This window comes from Pseudacidovorax sp. DMC4 (assembly GCF_056314265.1).
In genome coordinates this window covers 340572-360189 of the sequence record NZ_JBQUYR010000005.1, presented here as the reverse complement: position 1 = coordinate 360189, position 19618 = coordinate 340572, and the positions used below count along the sequence as shown (strand labels likewise).

General features: G+C 67.7%; 19 protein-coding genes. All 19 read right to left on the bottom strand.

Annotated features, from left to right (window positions below; translation table 11 throughout):
• Nucleotides 1-29: 29 nt before the first annotated feature.
• The 19 genes from hisA to ACT54X_RS12170 all read right to left on the bottom strand — a co-directional run bounded on the left by hisA (nucleotide 30) and on the right by ACT54X_RS12170 (nucleotide 19522).
• Nucleotides 30-776, bottom strand: coding sequence for a 1-(5-phosphoribosyl)-5-[(5-phosphoribosylamino)methylideneamino]imidazole-4-carboxamide isomerase (gene hisA / locus ACT54X_RS12260; RefSeq protein WP_294370529.1), 747 nt, complete (start codon nucleotides 774-776; stop codon nucleotides 30-32).
• 130 nt (nucleotides 777-906) lie between these two features.
• Complete coding sequence (hisH, locus tag ACT54X_RS12255; RefSeq protein ID WP_476346724.1) at nucleotides 907-1563, bottom strand: imidazole glycerol phosphate synthase subunit HisH; 657 nt, start codon at nucleotides 1561-1563, stop codon at nucleotides 907-909.
• A 43-nt stretch (nucleotides 1564-1606) separates the two neighbouring features.
• Entirely contained in the window at nucleotides 1607-2254 is a 648-nt protein-coding gene (gene hisB, locus ACT54X_RS12250; RefSeq protein ID WP_294370533.1) for an imidazoleglycerol-phosphate dehydratase HisB, read from the bottom strand.
• Nucleotides 2251-3363, bottom strand: coding sequence for a histidinol-phosphate transaminase (hisC, locus tag ACT54X_RS12245; protein ID WP_294370535.1), 1113 nt, complete (start codon nucleotides 3361-3363; stop codon nucleotides 2251-2253). The genes hisB and hisC overlap by 4 nt, the downstream gene beginning before the upstream one ends.
• Nucleotides 3364-3384: 21 nt before the next feature.
• The gene (locus ACT54X_RS12240; protein WP_294370537.1) at nucleotides 3385-3741 is read right to left on the bottom strand and encodes a hypothetical protein; all 357 of its coding nucleotides are present in this window, start codon (nucleotides 3739-3741) and stop codon (nucleotides 3385-3387) included.
• The gene (hisD, locus tag ACT54X_RS12235) at nucleotides 3738-5063 is read right to left on the bottom strand and encodes a histidinol dehydrogenase (protein WP_294370538.1); all 1326 of its coding nucleotides are present in this window, start codon (nucleotides 5061-5063) and stop codon (nucleotides 3738-3740) included. Before hisD ends, ACT54X_RS12240 begins: the two co-directional genes overlap by 4 nt.
• Before the next feature lie 28 nt (nucleotides 5064-5091).
• The gene (gene hisG / locus ACT54X_RS12230) at nucleotides 5092-5733 is read right to left on the bottom strand and encodes an ATP phosphoribosyltransferase (RefSeq protein ID WP_017759882.1); all 642 of its coding nucleotides are present in this window, start codon (nucleotides 5731-5733) and stop codon (nucleotides 5092-5094) included.
• Nucleotides 5730-7010, bottom strand: coding sequence for a UDP-N-acetylglucosamine 1-carboxyvinyltransferase (gene murA / locus ACT54X_RS12225; protein ID WP_294370542.1), 1281 nt, complete (start codon nucleotides 7008-7010; stop codon nucleotides 5730-5732). The genes hisG and murA overlap by 4 nt, the downstream gene beginning before the upstream one ends.
• A gap of 42 nt (nucleotides 7011-7052) precedes the next feature.
• Entirely contained in the window at nucleotides 7053-7295 is a 243-nt protein-coding gene (locus tag ACT54X_RS12220) for a BolA family protein (RefSeq protein ID WP_294370544.1), read from the bottom strand.
• Between the two features lie 74 nt (nucleotides 7296-7369).
• Complete coding sequence (locus ACT54X_RS12215) at nucleotides 7370-8140, bottom strand: ABC transporter permease (protein WP_294370765.1); 771 nt, start codon at nucleotides 8138-8140, stop codon at nucleotides 7370-7372.
• A gap of 5 nt (nucleotides 8141-8145) precedes the next feature.
• Entirely contained in the window at nucleotides 8146-9093 is a 948-nt protein-coding gene (locus ACT54X_RS12210; protein WP_294370546.1) for an ABC transporter ATP-binding protein, read from the bottom strand.
• A 51-nt stretch (nucleotides 9094-9144) separates the two neighbouring features.
• The gene (locus ACT54X_RS12205) at nucleotides 9145-9435 is read right to left on the bottom strand and encodes an STAS domain-containing protein (protein WP_017759877.1); all 291 of its coding nucleotides are present in this window, start codon (nucleotides 9433-9435) and stop codon (nucleotides 9145-9147) included.
• Nucleotides 9436-9448: 13 nt separating this feature from the next.
• Nucleotides 9449-10102, bottom strand: coding sequence for an MlaC/ttg2D family ABC transporter substrate-binding protein (locus tag ACT54X_RS12200; RefSeq protein ID WP_294370548.1), 654 nt, complete (start codon nucleotides 10100-10102; stop codon nucleotides 9449-9451).
• A gap of 121 nt (nucleotides 10103-10223) precedes the next feature.
• A complete protein-coding gene (locus ACT54X_RS12195; RefSeq protein WP_294370550.1) occupies nucleotides 10224-11012 on the bottom strand; it encodes an MlaA family lipoprotein in 789 nt (262 codons plus the stop codon).
• Nucleotides 11009-11515 carry an outer membrane lipid asymmetry maintenance protein MlaD gene (mlaD, locus tag ACT54X_RS12190; protein WP_234194529.1) on the bottom strand — a complete coding sequence of 169 codons (507 nt, stop codon included), beginning with the start codon at nucleotides 11513-11515 and terminating at the stop codon, nucleotides 11009-11011. The genes ACT54X_RS12195 and mlaD overlap by 4 nt, the downstream gene beginning before the upstream one ends.
• A 9-nt stretch (nucleotides 11516-11524) precedes the next feature.
• Nucleotides 11525-12307: a lipid asymmetry maintenance ABC transporter permease subunit MlaE gene (mlaE, locus tag ACT54X_RS12185; protein WP_294370555.1), complete on the bottom strand. Its 783-nt coding sequence runs from the start codon at nucleotides 12305-12307 to the stop codon at nucleotides 11525-11527.
• Nucleotides 12304-13128, bottom strand: coding sequence for an ABC transporter ATP-binding protein (locus tag ACT54X_RS12180; protein ID WP_294370556.1), 825 nt, complete (start codon nucleotides 13126-13128; stop codon nucleotides 12304-12306). Before ACT54X_RS12180 ends, mlaE begins: the two co-directional genes overlap by 4 nt.
• 143 nt (nucleotides 13129-13271) lie before the next feature.
• Nucleotides 13272-14750: a glutamate synthase subunit beta gene (locus ACT54X_RS12175; protein ID WP_294370557.1), complete on the bottom strand. Its 1479-nt coding sequence runs from the start codon at nucleotides 14748-14750 to the stop codon at nucleotides 13272-13274.
• Nucleotides 14751-14785: 35 nt separating this feature from the next.
• Nucleotides 14786-19522 (bottom strand): glutamate synthase-related protein, encoded by a 4737-nt coding sequence (locus tag ACT54X_RS12170; RefSeq protein ID WP_476346717.1) that lies wholly within the window; start codon nucleotides 19520-19522, stop codon nucleotides 14786-14788.
• Nucleotides 19523-19618 lie beyond the last annotated feature (96 nt).

Genomic DNA, 19618 nt, shown 5'->3' with positions numbered 1-19618 from the left:
CGGTGAAGGCAGGAAGGCGGAGCGCGGCGTCAGGCCGCATCGGCCAGTTCGTCGGCCCGGGCCTGTGCCTTGGCGAAGTCCAGGTCGCCCGAGTAGATGGCGCGACCGCAGATCACGCCTTCCACGCCCTCGCCTTCCACCGCGCACAGCTGCTCGATGTCGGCGATGTTGGACAGGCCGCCCGATGCGATCACCGGGATGGTCAGCGCCTGCGCGAGCTTCACGGTGGCGTCGATGTTGATGCCCGACAGCATGCCGTCGCGGCCGATGTCGGTGTAGATGATCGACTCGACGCCGTAATCCTCGAACTTCTTGCCCAGGTCCACCACCTCGTGGCCGGTGAGCTTGCTCCAGCCATCGGTGGCCACCTTGCCGTCCTTGGCGTCCAGGCCCACGATGATGTGGCCGCCGAAGGCCACGCAGGCATCCTTGAGGAAGCCGGGATTCTTCACCGCCGCCGTGCCGATGATCACGTAGCGCAGGCCGTCGTCGATGTAGCGCTCGATGGTGTCCAGGTCGCGGATGCCGCCGCCCAGTTGCACCGGAATGTCGTCGCCCACCTCGCGCAGGATGGCCTTGATGGCCGCGTGGTTCTGCGGCTTGCCGGCAAAGGCACCGTTCAGGTCCACCAAGTGCAGGCGGCGCGCGCCGGCTTCCACCCACTTGCGCGCCATGGCCGCGGGGTCTTCGCTGAAGACGGTCGATTGGTCCATGTCGCCCTGCTTGAGCCGAACGCAATGGCCGTCCTTGAGATCGATGGCGGGAATGAGGAGCATGATGAGGCGCTGAAAAGTGCCGGGAACGAAGGAGGAGAAAGGTGAAACGAACTGATTCCGAACCGGCCGTCTCAGGCTGCTGCGGGGCACGCGGGCGCCCACCGCAACCGCGGTGATCGGCTTGGCCGATTCAGGGAGTCCAGTGGAGGAAGTTCCGGTAGAGCTGCAAACCGTGGTCGGCACTCTTCTCCGGGTGAAATTGGGTCGCAAAAATGTTATCGCGGGCCACCGCCGCGGTAAAGCGGCCACCGTAGTCGGCCTCGCCCACGCTGTGCGCCGCGTCCTGCGGCCGGGCATAGAAGCTGTGGACGAAATAGAACCACGCACCCTCGGGAATCCCCTGCCACATGGCATGCGGCCGCGCCTGCGAGACCTGGTTCCAGCCCATCTGCGGCACCTTGAAGTGGCTGCCGTCGGGTTGCAGGCGACCCGCCAGCTGGAAGCGCAACACCTCACCGGGGATCAGGTCCAGGCCCTCGCTGGGGCCTTCCTCGCTGCGGCCCAGCAACATCTGCATGCCGACGCACACACCGAACAGCGGCTTGCTCGCGGCCGCTTCGAGCACCGAGGCCAGCAGGCCGGACTCGCGCAGCTCGCGCATGCAGTCGGGCATGGCGCCCTGGCCGGGCAGAACCACGCGGGTGGCCGCGCGCACGACCTCGGGGTCGGCCGTCACGTGCACCTCCACGCCCGCGGCGTCTGCCGCATGGCGCACGGCCTGGGACACGGACCAGAGGTTGCCCATGCCGTAGTCCACCACGGCGACGCTGTTCTTCATCGGAGTCATTCGGGTCGGAAAGGACCGGTCGGGCGGCGGTGCGCCGGGAGGTTTACAGGGAGCCCTTGGTGGAGGGAATCACGCCCGCCGAGCGCGGGTCGAGTTCGAGCGCGGCGCGCACGGCGCGGGCGAAGGCCTTGAAGATCGTCTCGCACTGGTGGTGCGCATTGACGCCCTTGAGGTTGTCGATGTGCAGCGTCACGCCCGCGTGGTTGACGAAGCCCTGGAAGAACTCGAAGGTCAGCTGGGTGTCGAAGCCGCCGATCATGCCGCTCGTGAAGCGCACATCCATGTGCAGGCCCGGGCGGCCGGAGAAGTCGACCACCACGCGCGACAGCGCCTCGTCGAGCGGCACATAGGCATGGCCGTAGCGGCGGATGCCCTTCTTGTCGCCCACGGCACGGGCGACGGCCTGGCCCAGGGTGATGCCGACGTCTTCGACCGTGTGATGGCCGTCGATGTGCAGGTCGCCCTCGCAATGCACGTCCAGGTCGATCAGGCCGTGGCGGGCGATCTGGTCGAGCATGTGGTCGAAGAAGCCGATGCCGGTGGCCAACTGGGCCTTGCCGCTGCCGTCGAGGTCGACGCGCACGCGGATCTTCGTCTCGGCGGTGTTGCGGGCGACCTCGGCGATGCGCGCCGGGGGCGTGGCGCCGCCGGCGGCGGCAACGATGGCGTCGGGAGCCGTGGGGGTGTTCATAGGGAGGCTTGGAGGGCCGCCAGCATGCGCGCGTTGTCGTCGGGGGTGCCGACCGTCAGGCGCAGGCAGTTCGCCAGCAGCGGGTGCATTCTAGAAACGTTCTTGATGAGGACCCCACGCGCCTTCATGCCGGCAAAGGCAGCATCGGCATCGGGCACGCGCAGCAGGACCATGTTCGCCTCGCTGGGCCACACCTTCACACCGGGGAGCGCCTGGAGTGCCTCCACCAGGCGCGTGCGCTCGCCGCGGATGGCTTCGGCCTGCGCCTCGAACACCTCGGCATGCGCGAGCGCGAACAGCGCGCATTCGGCATTGAGCACGCTGATGTTGTAGGGCGGGCGCACCTTGTCGATCTCGGCCGCCAGCGCTTCGGGTGCCAGCAGGTAGCCCAGGCGCACACCGGCCAGCCCGAACTTGCTGAGGGTGCGCATCAGCACGACATGGCCGTGGGCGGCAGGGTCGCGACGGATCTCGTCCAGCCAGCTGTGGGCGGCGAAGGGCTGGTAGGCCTCGTCGATCACGACCAGGCCGCCCTGCTCGCCCTGGGCAGCGATCAGCCGGCGCATGACGGCGGCGTCGAACAGGTTGGCGGTCGGGTTGTTGGGGTAGGCCAGGTACAACAGCGCCGGCTTGTGCTCGGCGATGGCGGCCACCATGGCGGCCTCGTCGAGCTGGAAATCGGCATCCAGCGGCACGCCGACGAAGCGCAGCCCCTGGAGCTGCGCGCTCAGCGCATACATCACGAAGCCGGGCAGCGGCGCCAGGATGGTGGCGCCCGGCCGGTCGCACGCGATGGCCAGCAGCGAGATCAGCTCGTCCGAGCCGTTGCCCAGCACCAGCGACTGGCCCGCCGGCAGGTCCACGTGGGCCGCGATCGCCGTCTTGAGCCGCTGGGCCTCGTCACCGGGATAGCGGTTGACGGCCAGCGCGCCCAGGCGGGCACCCAGCTCGGCCTGCAACTCGGGCGGCAGGCCGTAGGGGTTCTCCATCGCGTCGAGCTTGAGCAGGCCCTCGGCGGGCTGGACGACGTAGGCATGCATGTCGCGCACGTCGGGGCGGATGCGTTCGAGGGCGCGGCGGGTCAGGTCGGACATCGGGGGCATGGTCATGGGTGGGGCGCCTTTCGTCGCTCAGGGCGCGCAGCGATAGGCGCTCTGCAGCGCCGCCGACAGCACCAGTTGCACCGGCATGTCGGCCTCGTAGAGCTGGGCATTGCGCGCCAGCTCGCCCTGGAACAGGGATCGCGCCATCGAGGGCTCCAGCCGGCGGCCCGCCACGCAGAAGGGCGGCTTCTGGCCACTGCGCTGCGTCGCCTCGGCCGATTCGCGCAGGCCCTCGACCACGCCGACCAGGTAATAGCTGGCGTAGTTGGGACCTTCCTTGCCGGCGGCCTCCAGCGTGCGGAACTCGCGCAGGCTCATGGCGGGGGCCGCTGCGGCGACGCCCAGCAGCGCCAGCGCCAGCAGCGCCTGGCGCGCGGCGTTCACGGCCGCCCTTCCAGCCGCAGTTCGGCCGCGCGGGCATGCGCCTGCAGGCCCTCGCCATAGGCCAGCTCGGCGGCAATGGGACCGAGCGCGCGCGCGCCGGCCTCGCTCACCTCGATCAGGCTGCTGCGCTTCTGGAAGTCGTACACGCCCAGCGGCGAGGAGAAGCGCGCCGTGCCCGAGGTGGGCAGCACATGGTTGGGCCCCGCGCAGTAGTCGCCCAGGCTTTCGCTGGTGAAGGCACCCAGGAAGATCGCACCGGCGTGCTTCAGCAGCGGCTCCCAGCGCTGCGGCTCGAGGCTGGAAACCTCCAGGTGCTCGGGCGCGATGCGATTGCTGATGGCGCAGGCCTCTTCCATGTCGCGCGTGTGGATCAGCGCGCCGCGGCCGTTGAGGCTGGCCGCGATGATCTCGCGCCGCGGCATGGTGGGCAGCAGGCGGTCGATCTCGCGCTGCACGGCGTCGATGTAGGCCGCGTCGGGGCACAGCAGGATGCTCTGGGCAAGCTCGTCGTGCTCGGCCTGGCTGAACAGGTCCATGGCCACCCAGTCGGGCGGCGTGCTGCCGTCGGCCAGCACCAGGATTTCGCTGGGGCCCGCGATCATGTCGATGCCCACGGTGCCGAACACGCGGCGCTTGGCGGCCGCCACGTAGGCATTGCCCGGGCCGGTGATCTTGTCCACGGCCGGCACCGTCGCCGTGCCGTAGGCCAGCGCGGCCACGGCCTGTGCGCCGCCGATGGTGAAGGCGCGTGTGACGCCAGCCACATGGGCGGCAGCGAGCACCAGCGGGTTTTTCTCGCCGCGCGGGGTGGGCACCACCATCACGATTTCGCCGACGCCGGCGACCTGGGCCGGAATCGCGTTCATCAGCACGCTCGACGGATAGGCCGCCTTGCCGCCCGGCACATAGATGCCCACGCGGTCGAGCGGCGTGACCTTCTGGCCCAGCAGCGTGCCGTCCTCGTCGCGGTAGCTCCAGCTTTCGCCGCTGGCCTTCTTCTGGGCCTCGTGGTAGCTGCGCACACGGCGGGCGGCGGCTTCGAGGGCGTTGCGCTGGGCATCCGGCAGCGCGTCGAAGGCGGCCTTCAGCTCGGCCGGATCCAGAGCCAGCGCCGCCAGCGAATCCGCTTCGAGGCCATCGAAGCGGCGGGTGTAGTCCAGCACTGCCGCGTCGCCGCGCTGCTGCACGTCGGCCAGGATGTCCGCCACGCGCTGCTCGATGGCTGCATCGGTGTCCGCCGCCCAATGCAGACGCGCCTTGAACGCGGCCTCGAAATCGGGCGCGGAGGTGGCGAGACGCAATGGAGTGGCTTGCAGGGTCATGGCAGCGGCGGGGTGGGAGAAGAATCGGTCAGTTCTGCGGAAGGGCCGACGCGAAAGCGTCGATGATGCGGCGGATGGGCTCGCGCTTGAGCTTGAGCGCGGCCTGGTTGACGACCAGGCGGGCACTGATGTCCATGATGCGCTCGACCTCCACCAAGTGGTTGGCGCGCAGGGTGTTGCCGGTGGAGACCAGGTCGACGATGGCATCGGCCAGGCCGGTGAGCGGCGCCAGTTCCATGCTGCCGTAGAGCTTGATCAGGTCCACGTGCACGCCCTTGCGGGCGAAGAACTCGCGGGCCAGGCCCACGTACTTGGTGGCCACGGCCAAGCGCGCGCCCTGGCGCACCGCGTGGGCATAGTCGTAGTCGGCGCGCACGGCCACGCTCAGGCGGCACCGGGCGATGCGCAGGTCCAGCGGCTGGTACAGGCCTTCGCTGCCATGCTCCAGCAGCACGTCCAGGCCGGTCACGCCCAGGTCGGCGCCGCCGTACTGCACGTAGGTCGGCACGTCCGATGCGCGCACCAGCACCACGCGAACATCGGGGCGGGTCGTGGGCAGGATCAGCTTGCGCGACTTCTCGGGGTCCTCGGTCACCTCGATGCCGGCGGCGGCCAGCAACGGCAGGGTCTCTTCGAAGATGCGTCCCTTGGACAAGGCGAGCGTGATCACGCGGCGGCTCCGGTGGAAATGCGTTCGATGTCGGCGCCCAGGCTGCCGAGCTTGCGTTCGATGCGGTCGTAGCCGCGGTCCAGGTGGTAGATGCGGTCCACCAGCGTCTCGCCCTCGGCCACCAGGCCGGCGATGACCAGGCAGGCCGAGGCGCGCAGATCGGTGGCCATCACCGAGGCGCCCGACAGGCGGGGCACGCCTTCAATGACGGCCGTGCGGCCATCGGTCTGGATGCGCGCGCCGAGCCGCAGCAGCTCGTTGACGTGCATCATCCGGTTCTCGAAGATGGTCTCGGTCACCGTCGACGCGCCTTCCGAGATGACGTTCAGCGCCATGAACTGCGCCTGCATGTCGGTCGGAAAGCCGGGGTACTCGGTCGTGCGGAAACTCTGGCCCTTGAGGCGACCCTGAGAACGGATGCGCAGTCCGCCCGCCTCCTCGGTGATCTGCGCACCGGCATCGCGCAGCTTCTCGACCACGGCATCCAGGTGATCGGCGCGGGCGCCGCGCAGCAGCACGTCGCCGCCAGTGGCCGCCACGGCGCACAGGAAAGTGCCGGCCTCGATGCGGTCGGCGACCGTCGCGTGCTCGCAGCCGTGCAGGCGCTCCACGCCCTGGATGCGGATGCGGCTGGTACCGTGACCTTCGATCCTGGCGCCCATCCTGATGAGCATCTCGGCCAGGTCGGGAATCTCCGGCTCCTGGGCCGCGTTCTCCAACACCGTCTCGCCTTCGGCCAGCGTGGCGGCCATCAGCAGGTTCTCGGTGCCGGTCACGGTGACCATGTCGGTGGTGATGCGCGCGCCACGCAGCCGCGTGAGGCCGGGCTGCAGCCGGGCCATCATGTAGCCGTGCTCGACATCGATCTCGGCGCCCATGGCCCGCAGGCCCTTGATGTGCTGGTCCACCGGCCGCGAGCCGATGCCGCAGCCACCCGGCAGCGACACCTTGGCATGGCCGAAGCGCGCCACCAGCGGGCCCAGCGCCAGCACGGAGGCCCGCATGGTCTTGACCAGCTCGTAGGGCGCCTCGGGCTGCGTCAGGTCGGCGGCATTGAGGCGCACCGTGCCGTTGTCGTCACGCTCGGCGGTCACGCCCATGTGACGCACCAGCTTGAGCATGGTGGAGACGTCCTGCAGGCGCGGCACGTTGTGCACGACCACCGGGTCAGTGGTCAGCAACGCCGCGCACAGCTGGGGCAGCGCCGCGTTCTTGGCGCCGGAAATGGTGACGTCGCCGCCGAGCTGACGCCCGCCGCGAATGAGGAGTTTGTCCATCAGGATTCCTTGGAACGGCGGCCTCGCCGTTCGGTCAACGGGTCAGGCGCTATGCTTGGCCCACTCGGCAGGCGTGTAGGTCTTCATCGACAGCGCATGCACTTCGTCGGTATGCATTTTCTCACCGAGGGTGGCGTAGACCCGCTGATGGCGCTGGATGAGACGCTTGCCGTCGAACTCGGCCGAGACGATGGTGGCGAACCAGTGGCGGCCATCGCCCTCCAGCGTGATGTGCTGGCAGGGCAGGCCGGCCTCGATCAGGGCCTGGAGTTCTTGGGCAGTCATGGTGGGGCGCGGGGCGGTCGTTGGATGCAGCATCTGCCAGCAGGCAGTCGCGGCCTCGAAATGGCAGGTCTTCCTCAGCCTCTGATCTTGTAGCCGGTGCGCAGCAGGTGCACCGCCACGGTACTCACCACGGCCAGCGCACCGGCCACGACGCCCAGGCTCAGCCAGGGCGACACGTCCGACATGCCAAAGAAGCCGTAGCGGAAGCCGTCGATCATGTAGAAGAAGGGGTTGAGGTGGCTCACCGCCTGCCAGAAGGGCGGCAGCGAGCCGATGGAATAGAACACGCCCGACAGGAAGGTCATGGGCATGATCAGAAAGTTCTGGAACACCGCCATCTGGTCGAACTTCTCGGCCCAGAGGCCGGCGATCAGGCCCAGCGTGCCGAGCAGGCCCGCGCCCAGCAGGGCGAAGAGCACGATCCACAGCGGCTGCGCGAAGGGCGGCACGGCGAAGAACATCGTGACCAGCAGCACGCCCGCGCCGACCACCAGGCCGCGCACCACCGACGAGCCCACATAGGCGAAGAACCAGCCCCAGTGCGACAACGGCGTCAGCAGCACGAACACCAGGTTGCCCATGATCTTGCTCTGGATGATGGACGAGGAGCTATTGGCGAAGGCGTTCTGCAGCACGCTCATCATCACCAGACCGGGGATCAGGAAGGCGGTGTAGCTGAAGCGGCCGTAGACCTGGACGTGGTCCTCCAGCACATGGCCGAAGACCATCAGGTAGAGCACCGAGGTCAGCACCGGCGCACCGACGGTCTGGCCGGCCACCTTCCAGAAGCGCAGCACTTCCTTGGCCAGCAGGGCGCGCCAGCCCATGGCGCGCGACAGCAGCATGTCTCTCATCGCGCCACCTCCAGCGGTGTCTGCTCGCCGGCCATCAGGTCGATGAAGACGTCCTCCAGGTCGGCCTTGCGCATTTCCACGTCCTCGACCGACACGCCGGCCTGTCGCAGGTTGGACAGCAGTTGTTCCACCTCCAGCGCGTTCTGCGCCGGCAGTTGGACGATGCGGCCGGTGATCCGGGCGTTGCGGGCCAGCTCCCAGGGTAGCTCGGCATCGGTCTTGAAGCGCAGCACGTTGCTGGCCGCCGCCTTGAGCAGTTCGCTGGTGCGGTCCAACGCCACCACCCTGCCCTTCTTGAGCATGGCGATGCGGTTGCACAGCGCCTCGGCTTCCTCGAGGTAGTGGGTGGTCAGCAGCACGGTGCTGCCTTCGCGGTTGAGGCGGGCGACGAATTGCCACAGCGTCTGGCGCAGTTCCACGTCCACGCCGGCCGTGGGCTCGTCGAGCACGATCACCGGCGGCTTGTGCACCAGTGCCTGCGCCACCAGCACGCGGCGCTTCATGCCGCCCGAGAGCTGGCGCATGTTGGCATCGGCCTTGTCGGCCAGACCCAGGCTGGTGAGCAGCTCGTCGATCCAGTCGTCGTTGTTCGGGATGCCGAAATAGCCCGACTGCAGCCGCAGCGTCTCGCGGACATTGAAGAAGGGGTCGAAGACCAATTCCTGCGGCACGATGCCCAACTGTCGGCGCGCATCGGCGAAGTGGCTCTGCACGTCGAAGCCATGCACGCTCACATGACCTGACGTGGGCCGCGACAGTCCAGCGAGGATGCTGATGAGGGTGGTCTTGCCCGCGCCGTTCGGGCCCAGGAGGCCGAAGAACTCGCCTTCCTCGATGTCGAAGCTGACATCCTCCAGCGCCCGCAGACCGGGATTGCCATGGGCCCGCTGTGCGCGGGACGGAGGATAGGTCTTGGAGACGGACTGGAAGGAGACGGCGGCCATAGGGGGTGGGGATTCTAGGTTGTTCCCCTTGGCCCCGCCCCTGGCGGGAGATCAGGGCGCGGAAGGCAGCAGGCCGGCCACGCCGTAGAGCATGGCCAATTCGCGCAGGCGCGCGGGTAGCCCCTTGACGGCAAAGCCCCGGCCCAGCGCCGCGGCCTCCCGGCGGCATTCGAGCAGCACGGCGATGGCCGAGGAATCGAACTGGTTCAGCGCGCTCGCGTCGACCACGGCCGAAGACCCGGGCTGCGCCGTCAGCCCCTGCTGGAGCATGCGCATGCAGGCCGGTGCCTCGTCGTGCGTCAGACGAGGCGGCAGCATCAGTGTCAGGGCATCGAGCGCCATGCGGTCACCCCGGTCAGCTGCGGGCGTTGGCCTTGTTGCGGGCCGCCAGCGTGGCAATCAGGCCGTCGATGCCCTTGGCGTTGATCTCCTGGGCGAACTGGGTGCGGTAAGTATCGACCAGCCATACGCCCATCACGTTGAAGTTGAAGACCTTCCAGCCGTAGCCTTCGCCGGGGGTCTTCTCGAGCCGGTAATCGATCTGCACCGGGTCGCCAGAGCCGCCGCGGACCTCGGTGCGCACCAGCACTTCCTTGTCGTCCGGCGAGCCACGGAAGGGCTTGATGGTGACGGTCTGGTCACTGACCTGGTCCAGGGCGCCGGCGTAGGTGCGCACCAGCAGCGTCTTGAATTCCTGCTGCAACTGGGTGCGCTGCTCCGGCGTGGCCTGACGCCAGGCGGGGCCCACGGCCGAGGAGGTCATGCGCTGGAAATTCACGTTGGGCATGATCTTGGCGTCAACGAGCGCCATGATCTTCGGGATGTCCCCGGCCTTGATCGACTTGTCGGCCTTGATGGTGTCCAGCACTTCGCTGGACAGCCGCTTGACCAGCGCATCAGGGGCTTCATCGGCGGCCATTGCCGACAGCGAGGCGCTGCCCAGCGCCACGAGGATCGCGCCCATTCCGGCCCAGCGGCCGATGGTGCGTCGTTGGATGGCGAAGTTCATGGTGGGTATCCCTTCTATCGTTGTGTGCGGCGACGCTGCCTGCCCTTTCGAGCGGCTCGTTGCGGCGCGGGTTTCCGTCGAGGCGGCGGCACTTGCAACCAACTGCAAGGGCCCTGCTTGGTCACTGGTCGTCGTCCTGACGCGTGCGTCCGTCGTTCACTTCTGCACGGCGCCGCTGGAGATAGGCGTCGCGGGAGAAGCTGTACGGGTCGAGTGCCGCGTCTTCCAGGAGACTGGTGGTCCGCAGCAACCGCGCGCGACGGTCCACCAGCCACAGGCCAGTCAGACTCCAGCGCACCGTCTTGTCGTCGATGGAGGGCACCGGGTCGCCCTGCCAGTCGATGGGCAGCGCGGCGGTGTCGCGCACGGTCGAAGGGCCCAGGAGCGGCAACATCAGGTACGGGCCGGACGGCACGCCCCAGTAGCCCAGCGTCTGGCCGAAGTCCGCGCTGTGCCGCTCGATGCCGAGGTCGGAGGCCACGTCCAGGATGCCGCCCAACCCGAACACCGTGTTCACGTTCAGGCGCATGAAGGTCTCGGCACTGTTCTGCGCCTTCAATTGCAGGACGTTGTTGGCGAAATTCCAGATGTCGCCCAGGTTGTTGAAGAAGTTCGTGACACCGCTTCGCACCATCGACGGCAGCACGTCACGGTAGGTGGTGGCCACCGGCTTGAGCACCGCGTCGTCCAAGGCCTTGTTGAAGCGGAACATGCGGCGGTTGAAGGGCTCGAAGGGGTCCGCGGGATTGCGCAGGTCGGCAGGCGCCGCGGTCGAGTCCTCAGTGGCCGGCGCAGCAGCCGGCTGCTGCGCCTGGGCCCATGCCAGGCCGCAGCTTGCGAGCGCCATGCCCAGGGCCACGGCGCGTACGCCGCGCCACGGGCCCGCAACGGGGGTTCTTCTCGTCGTCATTTCTTCGCACCCTCTCCGGTCTTGTTGTTGGCATCGCCGGAGGAGCTTCCGTCGGCCGCCTTGCTGTAGAGAAACTGGCTGATCAGGTTTTCGAGCACGACCGCGGACTGGGTCGACGAGATCGTGTCGCCGGCCTGCAGGTTCTTGTCGTCGGCGCCGGCCTCGATGCCGATGTACTGCTCGCCCAGGAGACCGCTGGTGAGGATCTTCAGCGAGCTGTCCTTGGGGAAGCGATAGCGGTCCTGCAGCGCCAGCGTCACGCTGGCCTGGAAGGTCTTGTCGTCGAAGCCGATGGATTCCACGCGACCCACCACCACACCGGCGCTCTTGACCGCCGTCTGCGGCTTGAGCCCGCCGATGTTGTCGAAACGGGCCGTGACCTTGTAGGTCTTCTGGAAATTCAGGCTGAGCAGGTTGGCCGATTGCAGGGCCAGGAAGAGCAGCGCCGCCGCGCCGATGAGCACGAACAGGCCAACCCAGAGATCGCTGCGGGAACGTTGCATTGGTTTACCTCAGAGGCTGAACATCATGGCGGTGAGGAGGAAGTCCAGCCCCAGCACCGCCAGCGAAGCCACCACCACCGTGCGCGTGGTGGCGCGAGAGACGCCCTCGGGCGTCGGCTGGGCCTCGAAACCCTGGAGCAGCGCGACGAAGCTGACGGTGAAGCCGAACACCACGCTCTTGACGATGCCGTTGCCGACATCCTGCAGGACATCCACCCCGCTTTGCATCTGCCCCCAGAAAGCGCCGGAGTCCACGCCCAGCATGAGCACGCCCACCACCCATCCCCCGAGCACGCCCACGGCGCTGAACACGGCGGACAGCAGCGGCAGGGTGATGACGCCCGCCCAGAAGCGAGGCGCCAACACCCGACGCACCGGGTCCACCGCCATCATCTCCATGGCACTGAGCTGCTCGCCCGCCTTCATCAGGCCGACTTCGGCGGTGAGCGAGGTGCCGGCCCGGCCCGCGAAGAGCAGCGCCGCGACCACCGGCCCCAGCTCGCGCACCAGCGAGAGCGTGACCAACAGGCCCAGCGCCTCCGAGGCGCCGTAGCGCTGCAGCGTGTAGTAGCCCTGCAGCCCCAGCACGAAACCGACAAACAGACCCGAGACCGCGATGATCGCCAGCGAGTAATTGCCCAGGAAGTGAATCTGGTCGCGCACGAGGCCGAAACGACGAAGGCAAGACCCCAGGTCGGCCACCAGGCGCACGAACAGGCGGGCCCCATGGCCCAGGTCCGCCAGCTTGCGCCGCACGGCAAAGCCCACGTCGGACGGATGCCACCACCTCATGGCCGGCCTCCCTGCATGTGGCCGAAATCCTCGTCGACCGTGGGCCCGGGATAGTGGAAGCGCACCGGCCCCTCCGCTTCGGCATTGACGAACTGGTGCACCAGCGGATCGGTGCTGGCCCGCACCTCGTCCGGCGCGCCCTGTGCCGCGACCTTGCCGTTGGCGAGGATCACCACGTGGTCGGCGATGCGGAAGGTCTCGTCGAGATCGTGGGAGACGATCACGCTCGTCAGCCCGAGCGCGTCGTTCAGCCGGCGGATCAGGCGGGCGGACGTGCCCAGCGAAATCGGATCGAGCCCGGCAAAGGGCTCGTCGTACATGACCAGCTCGGGGTCGAGCGCAATGGCCCGGGCGAGTGCAACACGGCGCGCCATGCCGCCGGAGACCTCGCTGGGCATCAGCTCGCGCGCGCCGCGAAGGCCCACCGCGTCCAGCTTCATGAGCACGATGTCGCGCACCAGCGGCTCGGGCAGTTGGGTGTGCTCGCGCAGGGGAAAGGCCACGTTGTCGAACACCGTCATGTCGGTGAACAGCGCGCCGAACTGGAACAGCATGCCCATGCGGCGCCGGGCAGCATAGAGCGCAGGGGGTGCCATGCGACCCACGTCCTGGCCGTCGAAGCGCACCTCGCCGGCGTTGGCACGCACCTGCCCGCCGATCAGCCGCAGCACCGTCGTCTTGCCGCCGCCAGACGCACCCATCAGCGCCGTCACGCGCCCGCGGGGCACGGAGAACGACACGCCATCGAGGATGGCGCGCTCGCCGTAGCCAAAGCGCACGTCACGAAACTCGACGAAAGGGGCGGAATCGACGGAGGACAAAGCCGGGGGAGGGACGGTGGGAGAAACGGGCAGTCTCAAGAAAACACAAAGCCGGGGCGCCTGTGCGGCATCCCGGCTTGGCGGCGGCCGATGATAAGGGAAAGCACGTAGGCCGGTTTTCGACCTTACGGCTGCCCTTTGGTTCAACGGGGCAGGTCGCTGAATCCCATCAGGAATTCGTCCACGGCCCGCGCCGCCTGCCGGCCTTCGCGGATGGCCCACACCACCAGCGACTGGCCGCGGCGCATGTCGCCGGCCGCGAACACCTTGGGCACGTTGGTGGCGTAGCCACCCGTGAAGTCGACCGTGGCCTTGGCGTTGCCGCGCGCATCCTTCTCGACGCCGAAGGCTTCGAGCACCGGCGAGACCGGGCTCACGAAACCCATGGCCAACAGGACCAGATCGGCCTTGTAGGTCTTCTCGGTGTTGGGCACCTCGACGAACTTGCCGTCCTTGAACTCCACATGCACGGTCTTGAGGCCGGTGACCTTGCCCTTCTCGCCGATGAATTCCTTGGTCGAGATGGCGAACTCGCGCTCGCAGCCTTCCTCGTGGCTGGAGGAGGTGCGCAGCTTGTAAGGCCAGTAGGGCCAGACCAGCGGCTTGTTCTCCGATTCGGGCGGCATGGGCATGAGCTCGAACTGGGTCACGCTGGCTGCGCCGTGGCGGTTGCTGGTGCCCACGCAGTCGGAGCCGGTGTCGCCACCGCCGATCACGATGACGTGCTTGCCGTCCGCGCGCAACTGGCCCTTGACCTTGTCGCCGGCGTTCACGCGGTTCTGCTGCGGCAGGAACTCCATCGCGAAATGGATGCCGTCCAGGTCGCGGCCGGGTGCGGGCAGGTCGCGCGACTGCTCGGCACCGCCGGTCAGCAGCACGGCGTCGAACTCGGCCTGGAGCTGCTCGGGCGTGACGGTTTCCTTGGCCAGGTTGGTGACCTTGGAGCCCTTGCCCAGCGCGTCCTTGGCGGCGCCGACGACCACGCCCGTGCGGAAGACCACGCCTTCGGCCTTCATCTGCTCGACGCGGCGGTCGATATGCGACTTCTCCATCTTGAAGTCGGGGATGCCATAGCGCAGCAGGCCACCGACACGGTCGTTCTTCTCGAACAGCGTCACGTCGTGGCCGGCCCGGGCCAGTTGCTGGGCCGCGGCCAGGCCGGCGGGGCCCGCGCCGACGACGGCGACCTTCTTGCCGGTCTTGTGCTTGGCCGGACGGGGCTTGACCCAGCCCTCGGCCCAGGCGCGGTCGATGATCGCGTGCTCCAGGGACTTGATGCCGACCGCATCGTCATTCACGTTCAGCACGCAGGCCGCCTCGCAGGGCGCGGGGCAGATACGGCCCGTGAACTCGGGGAAGTTGTTGGTCGAGTCCAGCACCGCGAAGGCGTTCTTCCAGTCCTGGCGATACACCAGGTCGTTGAAGTCCGGAATGATGTTGTTGACCGGGCAGCCGTTGTTGCAGAAGGGCGTGCCGCAGTCCATGCAGCGCGCACCCTGGATCTTGGCCTGCTGGTCGTCCAGCGCGACCACGAATTCCTTGTAGTGCTTCAGACGCTCATCGACCGGGCGGTAGCCCTCTTCGAGCCGCTCGAATTCCATGAAGCCGGTGACTTTTCCCATCGTGTGTTCCTCGTTCTGGTTCGTGGCGCGTCGGCTCAGCCGGCTGCGGCGGCGGAGACGGCATGCGGCTCCAGGCCGGCCTTGGCGTCGTTGCCGGTGCTGGCCAGCATCATCTTGCGGTCATGCAGCTCGCCCAGGGCGCGCTTGTATTCGTTCGGGAAGACCTTCACGAACTTCGTGCGCGACAGGGCCCAGTCGTCCAGCAGGTCGCGGGCGCGCTTGCTGCCGGTCCAGCGGTGGTGCTCTTCGAGCAGCTTGCGCAGTTGGGCCTCGTCGGTCTGGGCGTTGTGCCAGAACTTGCGGTCGACGCCGGCGGTCTGCTCGCCGGTGGTCAGCACCTTCTCAAGCGTGACCATGGCCATGTTGCAGCGCGAGGCGAATTGGCCGTCCTCGTCGTAGACGAAGGCCACGCCGCCGCTCATGCCGGCCGCGAAATTGCGGCCCGTCTTGCCCAGCACCACCACCGTGCCGCCGGTCATGTATTCGCAGCCGTGGTCACCCGTGCCCTCGACCACCGCGGTGGCGCCCGACAGGCGCACCGCGAAGCGCTCGCCCGCCACGCCGGCCAGGAAGGCCTCGCCCGTGGTGGCGCCGTACAGCGCGGTGTTGCCCACGATGATGTTGCGCGCCGCCTCGCCGCGGAAGTCCAGGCTTGGACGCACCACCACGCGGCCACCCGAGAGGCCCTTGCCGGTGTAGTCGTTGGCCTCGCCGATCAGATAGAGCGTGATGCCGCGGGCCAGGAAGGCGCCGAAGGACTGGCCGCCCGTGCCTTCCAGCTGGATGCGGATGGAGTCGTCGGGCAGGCCTTCCGGATGCACCTTGGTCAGCGCGCCGGAGAGCATGGCGCCCACCGAGCGGTTGACGTTGCGCACCGTCTCGATGAACTGCACCTTCTCGCCGCGGTCGATGGCCGGGCGCGACTTCTCGATCAGCTTGTTGTCCAGGCTTTTCTCGAGGCCGTGGTCCTGGCTGTCGACATGCAGGCGCGGCACCTCGGCCGGCACCTGCGGCTGGGCGAACAGGCGGCTGAAGTCCAAGCCGCGGGCCTTCCAGTGGGCGATGCCCTTGCGCATGTCGAGCAGGTCGGCGCGGCCGATCAGCTCGTCGAACTTGCGCACGCCCAGCTGGGCCATGATCTGGCGCACTTCCTCGGCGACGAAGAAGAAGTAGTTGACGACATGCTCGGGCTTGCCGGCGAACTTCTGGCGCAGCACCGGGTCCTGCGTGGCCACACCCACCGGACAGGTGTTCAGGTGGCACTTGCGCATCATGATGCAGCCCTCGACCACCAGCGGCGCGGTGGCGAAGCCGAATTCGTCGGCGCCCAGCAGCGCGCCGATCACGACGTCGCGACCGGTCTTCATCTGGCCGTCGGCCTGCACGCGAATGCGGCCGCGCAGGCGGTTGAGCACCAGCGTCTGCTGGGTCTCGGCCAGGCCGATCTCCCACGGGCTGCCGGCATGCTTGATGGACGACCAGGGCGAGGCGCCCGTGCCGCCGTCATGGCCGGCGATCACGACGTGGTCGCTCTTGCACTTGGCCACGCCGGCCGCGATGGTGCCCACGCCCACTTCCGACACCAGCTTGACGCTGATGGAGGCATGCGGCGCCACGTTCTTCAGGTCGTGGATCAGCTGGGCCAGGTCCTCGATCGAATAGATGTCGTGGTGCGGCGGCGGGCTGATCAGGCCCACGCCGGGCACCGAATAGCGCTGCTTGCCGATGTACTCGGTGACCTTGCCGCCAGGCAGCTGGCCGCCTTCGCCGGGCTTGGCGCCCTGCGCCATCTTGATCTGGATCTGGTCGGACGAGGACAGGTACTCCGCCGTCACACCGAAACGGCCCGAGGCCACCTGCTTGATGCGCGAGCGCAGCGAATCGCCTTCCTTCAGGGGCAGGTCGACCTCGACGTTCTGCGCGCCGATCTCGCTCTTGAGCGTGGCGCCCTGCTTGATCGGGATGCCCTTGAGCTCGTTGCGGTAGCGCGCCGGGTCCTCGCCGCCCTCGCCGGTGTTGCTCTTGCCGCCGATGCGGTTCATGGCAATGGCCAGCGTCGAATGGGCCTCGGTGCTGATCGAGCCCAGCGACATGGCGCCGGTCGCAAAGCGCTTGACGATCTCGGCCGCGGGCTCGACCTCGTCGACCGCGATGGCCTTGGCGGTGTCGAACTTGAACTCGAACAGGCCGCGCAGCGTCAGGTGGCGACGGCTCTGGTCGTTGATGATCTGCGCATATTCCTTGTAGGTGTTGAAGTTGTTCGCACGGGTGGAGTGCTGCAGCTTGGCGATGGCGTCGGGCGTCCACATGTGGTCTTCGCCGCGGGTGCGCCAGGCGTATTCGCCGCCGGCATCCAGCATCGACTCCAGCACCGGGTCGTCGCCGAAGGCGGCCTTGTGCATGCGGATGGCTTCCTGCGCGATCTCGAACACGCCGATGCCTTCCACCCGGCTGGCGGTGCCGGTGAAGTACTTCGCGACCGTCTCAGTGTTGAGGCCGATGGCCTCGAACAGCTGGGCGCCGCAATAGCTCATGTACGTGCTCACGCCCATCTTGGACATGATCTTGGACAGGCCCTTGCCGATCGCCTTGACGTAGTTGTAGATGGCCTTCTCGGCCGACAGGTCGCCCGGCAGGTCCTGGTGCATCGCAGCCAGGGTCTCCATGGCCAGGTACGGGTGCACGGCCTCGGCGCCGTAGCCGGCCAGCACGGCGAAGTGGTGCACTTCGCGGGCCGAGCCGGTCTCCACCACCAGGCCGGCGCTGGTGCGCACGCCTTCGCGGATCAGGTGCTGATGGATGGCCGACAGGGCCAGCACCGCCGGGATCGGCAACTGCTCGGCGGCCACTGCGCGGTCGCTCACGATCAGGATGTTGTGGCCGCCCTTGATGGCGTCCACCGCCTCGGCGCACAGCGAGGCCAGCTTGGCTTCCACGCCCTCCTCGCCCCAGGCGAGCGGGTAGGTGATGTCCAGCGTGTAGCTCTTGAACTTGCCTTGCGTGAAGGTGCCGATGTCGCGCAGCTTGGCCATGTCGTTGAAGTCGAGCACGGGCTGGCTCACTTCGAGGCGCATGGGCGGGTTGACCTGGTTGATGTCCAGCAGGTTGGGCTTGGGGCCCACGAAGCTGACCAGCGACATGACGATGGCCTCGCGGATCGGGTCGATCGGCGGATTGGTCACCTGGGCGAACAGTTGCTTGAAGTAGTTGTACAGCGGTTTGTTCTTGCTGGAGAGCACGGCCAGCGGGCTGTCGTTGCCCATGGAGCCGATGCCCTCCTCGCCGGCCACCGCCATCGGGCTCATCAGGAACTTGATGTCTTCCTGCGTGTAGCCGAAGGCCTGCTGGCGGTCCAGCAGCGAGACGGCGCTGGCCGGGGCCTCGCCCGCGCCCTCGACGTCGTCAAGCTTGATGCGCAGGTTCTCGATCCACTGCTTGTAGGGCTTGCTGTGCGCGAGGGTGGCCTTGACCTCCTCGTCGTCGATCATGCGGCCCTGGTCGAGGTCGATCAGGAACATCTTGCCGGGCTGCAGGCGCCACTTGCGGATGATCTTGGCCTCGGGGATGGGCAGCACGCCGGCCTCGGAGCCCATGATGACCATGTCGTCGTCGGTCACGCAGTAGCGGGCGGGGCGCAGGCCGTTGCGGTCCAGCGTGGCGCCGATCTGCTTGCCGTCGGTGAAAACCACGGCGGCCGGGCCGTCCCACGGCTCCAGCATGGCGGCGTGGTACTCATAGAAGGCGCGGCGGCGCGGATCCATGGTGGCGTGCTGCTCCCAGGGCTCCGGGATCATCATCATCACGGCCTGGCTGATCGGGTAGCCGGCCATCGTCAGCAGTTCGAGGCAGTTGTCGAAGGTGGCGGTGTCGGACTGGCCGGCGAAGCTGATCGGGTAGAGCTTGGCCAGGTCGGCGCCCAGCACGGGCGAACTCATCACGCCTTCGCGGGCGCGCATCCAGTTGTAGTTGCCCTTGACCGTGTTGATCTCGCCGTTGTGGGCGACGTAGCGGTAGGGGTGGGCCAGCGGCCACTCGGGGAAGGTGTTGGTGGAGAAGCGCTGGTGCACCAGGCCGATGGCCGAGATGCAGCGTGCGTCCTGCAGATCCAGGTAGTAGGTGCCCACCTGGTCGGCCAGCAGCAGGCCCTTGTAGACCACGGTGCGGCTGCTCATGCTCGGAACGTAGTATTCCTTGCTGTGCTTGAGCTTGAGCGCCTGGATGTTGGCGCTGGCCGTCTTGCGGATGACGTAGAGCTTGCGCTCCAGCGCGTCCTGCACGATCACATCGGCGCCGCGGCCGATGAAGACCTGGCGCATGATCGGCTCCTTGTCGCGCACGGTGGGCGACATGGGCATCTCGCGGTTGACCGGAACGTCGCGCCAGCCGAGCAGCACCTGGCCTTCGGCCTTGATGGCGCGCTCCATCTCCTGTTCACAGGCCAGGCGCGAGGCATGCTCCTTGGGCAGGAAGATCATGCCGACGCCGTACTCGCCGGCCGGTGGCAGGGTGACGCCCTGCTTGGCCATTTCTTCGCGGTAGAGCGCGTCGGGGATCTGGATCAGGATGCCCGCGCCGTCGCCCATCAGCTTGTCGGCACCGACGGCGCCGCGGTGGTCGATGTTCTCGAGGATCTTCAGCGCCTGGGTGACGATGTCGTGGCGCTTCTCGCCCTTGATGTGGGCCACGAAGCCCACGCCGCAGGCGTCGTGCTCATTGGCGGTGACGTACAGGCCTTTTTGCTGGAGGTGTTCGATTTCTGCTGCCAGGGTCATGGCACGCTCCTCGGAGATATCGTGGGGAATGCGGGGAGCATAGGCACTTGCACGAAGAATGCCAAACGTTTTAATTGGGGTCAGACTCCATTTCGG

Excerpts from the sequence above, each read along its gene's own strand:
- hisA (WP_294370529.1), bottom strand. The coding sequence starts at position 776 with ATGCTCCTCATTCCCGCCATCGATCTCAAGGACGGCCATTGCGTTCGG.
- hisH (WP_476346724.1), bottom strand. The coding sequence starts at position 1,563 with ATGACTCCGATGAAGAACAGCGTCGCCGTGGTGGACTACGGCATGGGC.
- hisB (WP_294370533.1), bottom strand. The coding sequence starts at position 2,254 with ATGAACACCCCCACGGCTCCCGACGCCATCGTTGCCGCCGCCGGCGGC.
- hisC (WP_294370535.1), bottom strand. The coding sequence starts at position 3,363 with ATGACCATGCCCCCGATGTCCGACCTGACCCGCCGCGCCCTCGAACGC.
- hisD (WP_294370538.1), bottom strand. The coding sequence starts at position 5,063 with ATGACCCTGCAAGCCACTCCATTGCGTCTCGCCACCTCCGCGCCCGAT.
- murA (WP_294370542.1), bottom strand. The coding sequence starts at position 7,010 with ATGGACAAACTCCTCATTCGCGGCGGGCGTCAGCTCGGCGGCGACGTC.
- ACT54X_RS12220 (WP_294370544.1), bottom strand. The coding sequence starts at position 7,295 with ATGACTGCCCAAGAACTCCAGGCCCTGATCGAGGCCGGCCTGCCCTGC.
- ACT54X_RS12215 (WP_294370765.1), bottom strand. The coding sequence starts at position 8,140 with ATGCTGCTGTCGCGCGCCATGGGCTGGCGCGCCCTGCTGGCCAAGGAA.
- ACT54X_RS12210 (WP_294370546.1), bottom strand. The coding sequence starts at position 9,093 with ATGGCCGCCGTCTCCTTCCAGTCCGTCTCCAAGACCTATCCTCCGTCC.
- ACT54X_RS12205 (WP_017759877.1), bottom strand. The coding sequence starts at position 9,435 with ATGGCGCTCGATGCCCTGACACTGATGCTGCCGCCTCGTCTGACGCAC.
- ACT54X_RS12200 (WP_294370548.1), bottom strand. The coding sequence starts at position 10,102 with ATGAACTTCGCCATCCAACGACGCACCATCGGCCGCTGGGCCGGAATG.
- ACT54X_RS12195 (WP_294370550.1), bottom strand. The coding sequence starts at position 11,012 with ATGACGACGAGAAGAACCCCCGTTGCGGGCCCGTGGCGCGGCGTACGC.
- mlaD (WP_234194529.1), bottom strand. The coding sequence starts at position 11,515 with ATGCAACGTTCCCGCAGCGATCTCTGGGTTGGCCTGTTCGTGCTCATC.
- mlaE (WP_294370555.1), bottom strand. The coding sequence starts at position 12,307 with ATGAGGTGGTGGCATCCGTCCGACGTGGGCTTTGCCGTGCGGCGCAAG.
- ACT54X_RS12175 (WP_294370557.1), bottom strand. The coding sequence starts at position 14,750 with ATGGGAAAAGTCACCGGCTTCATGGAATTCGAGCGGCTCGAAGAGGGC.
- ACT54X_RS12170 (WP_476346717.1), bottom strand. The coding sequence starts at position 19,522 with ATGACCCTGGCAGCAGAAATCGAACACCTCCAGCAAAAAGGCCTGTAC.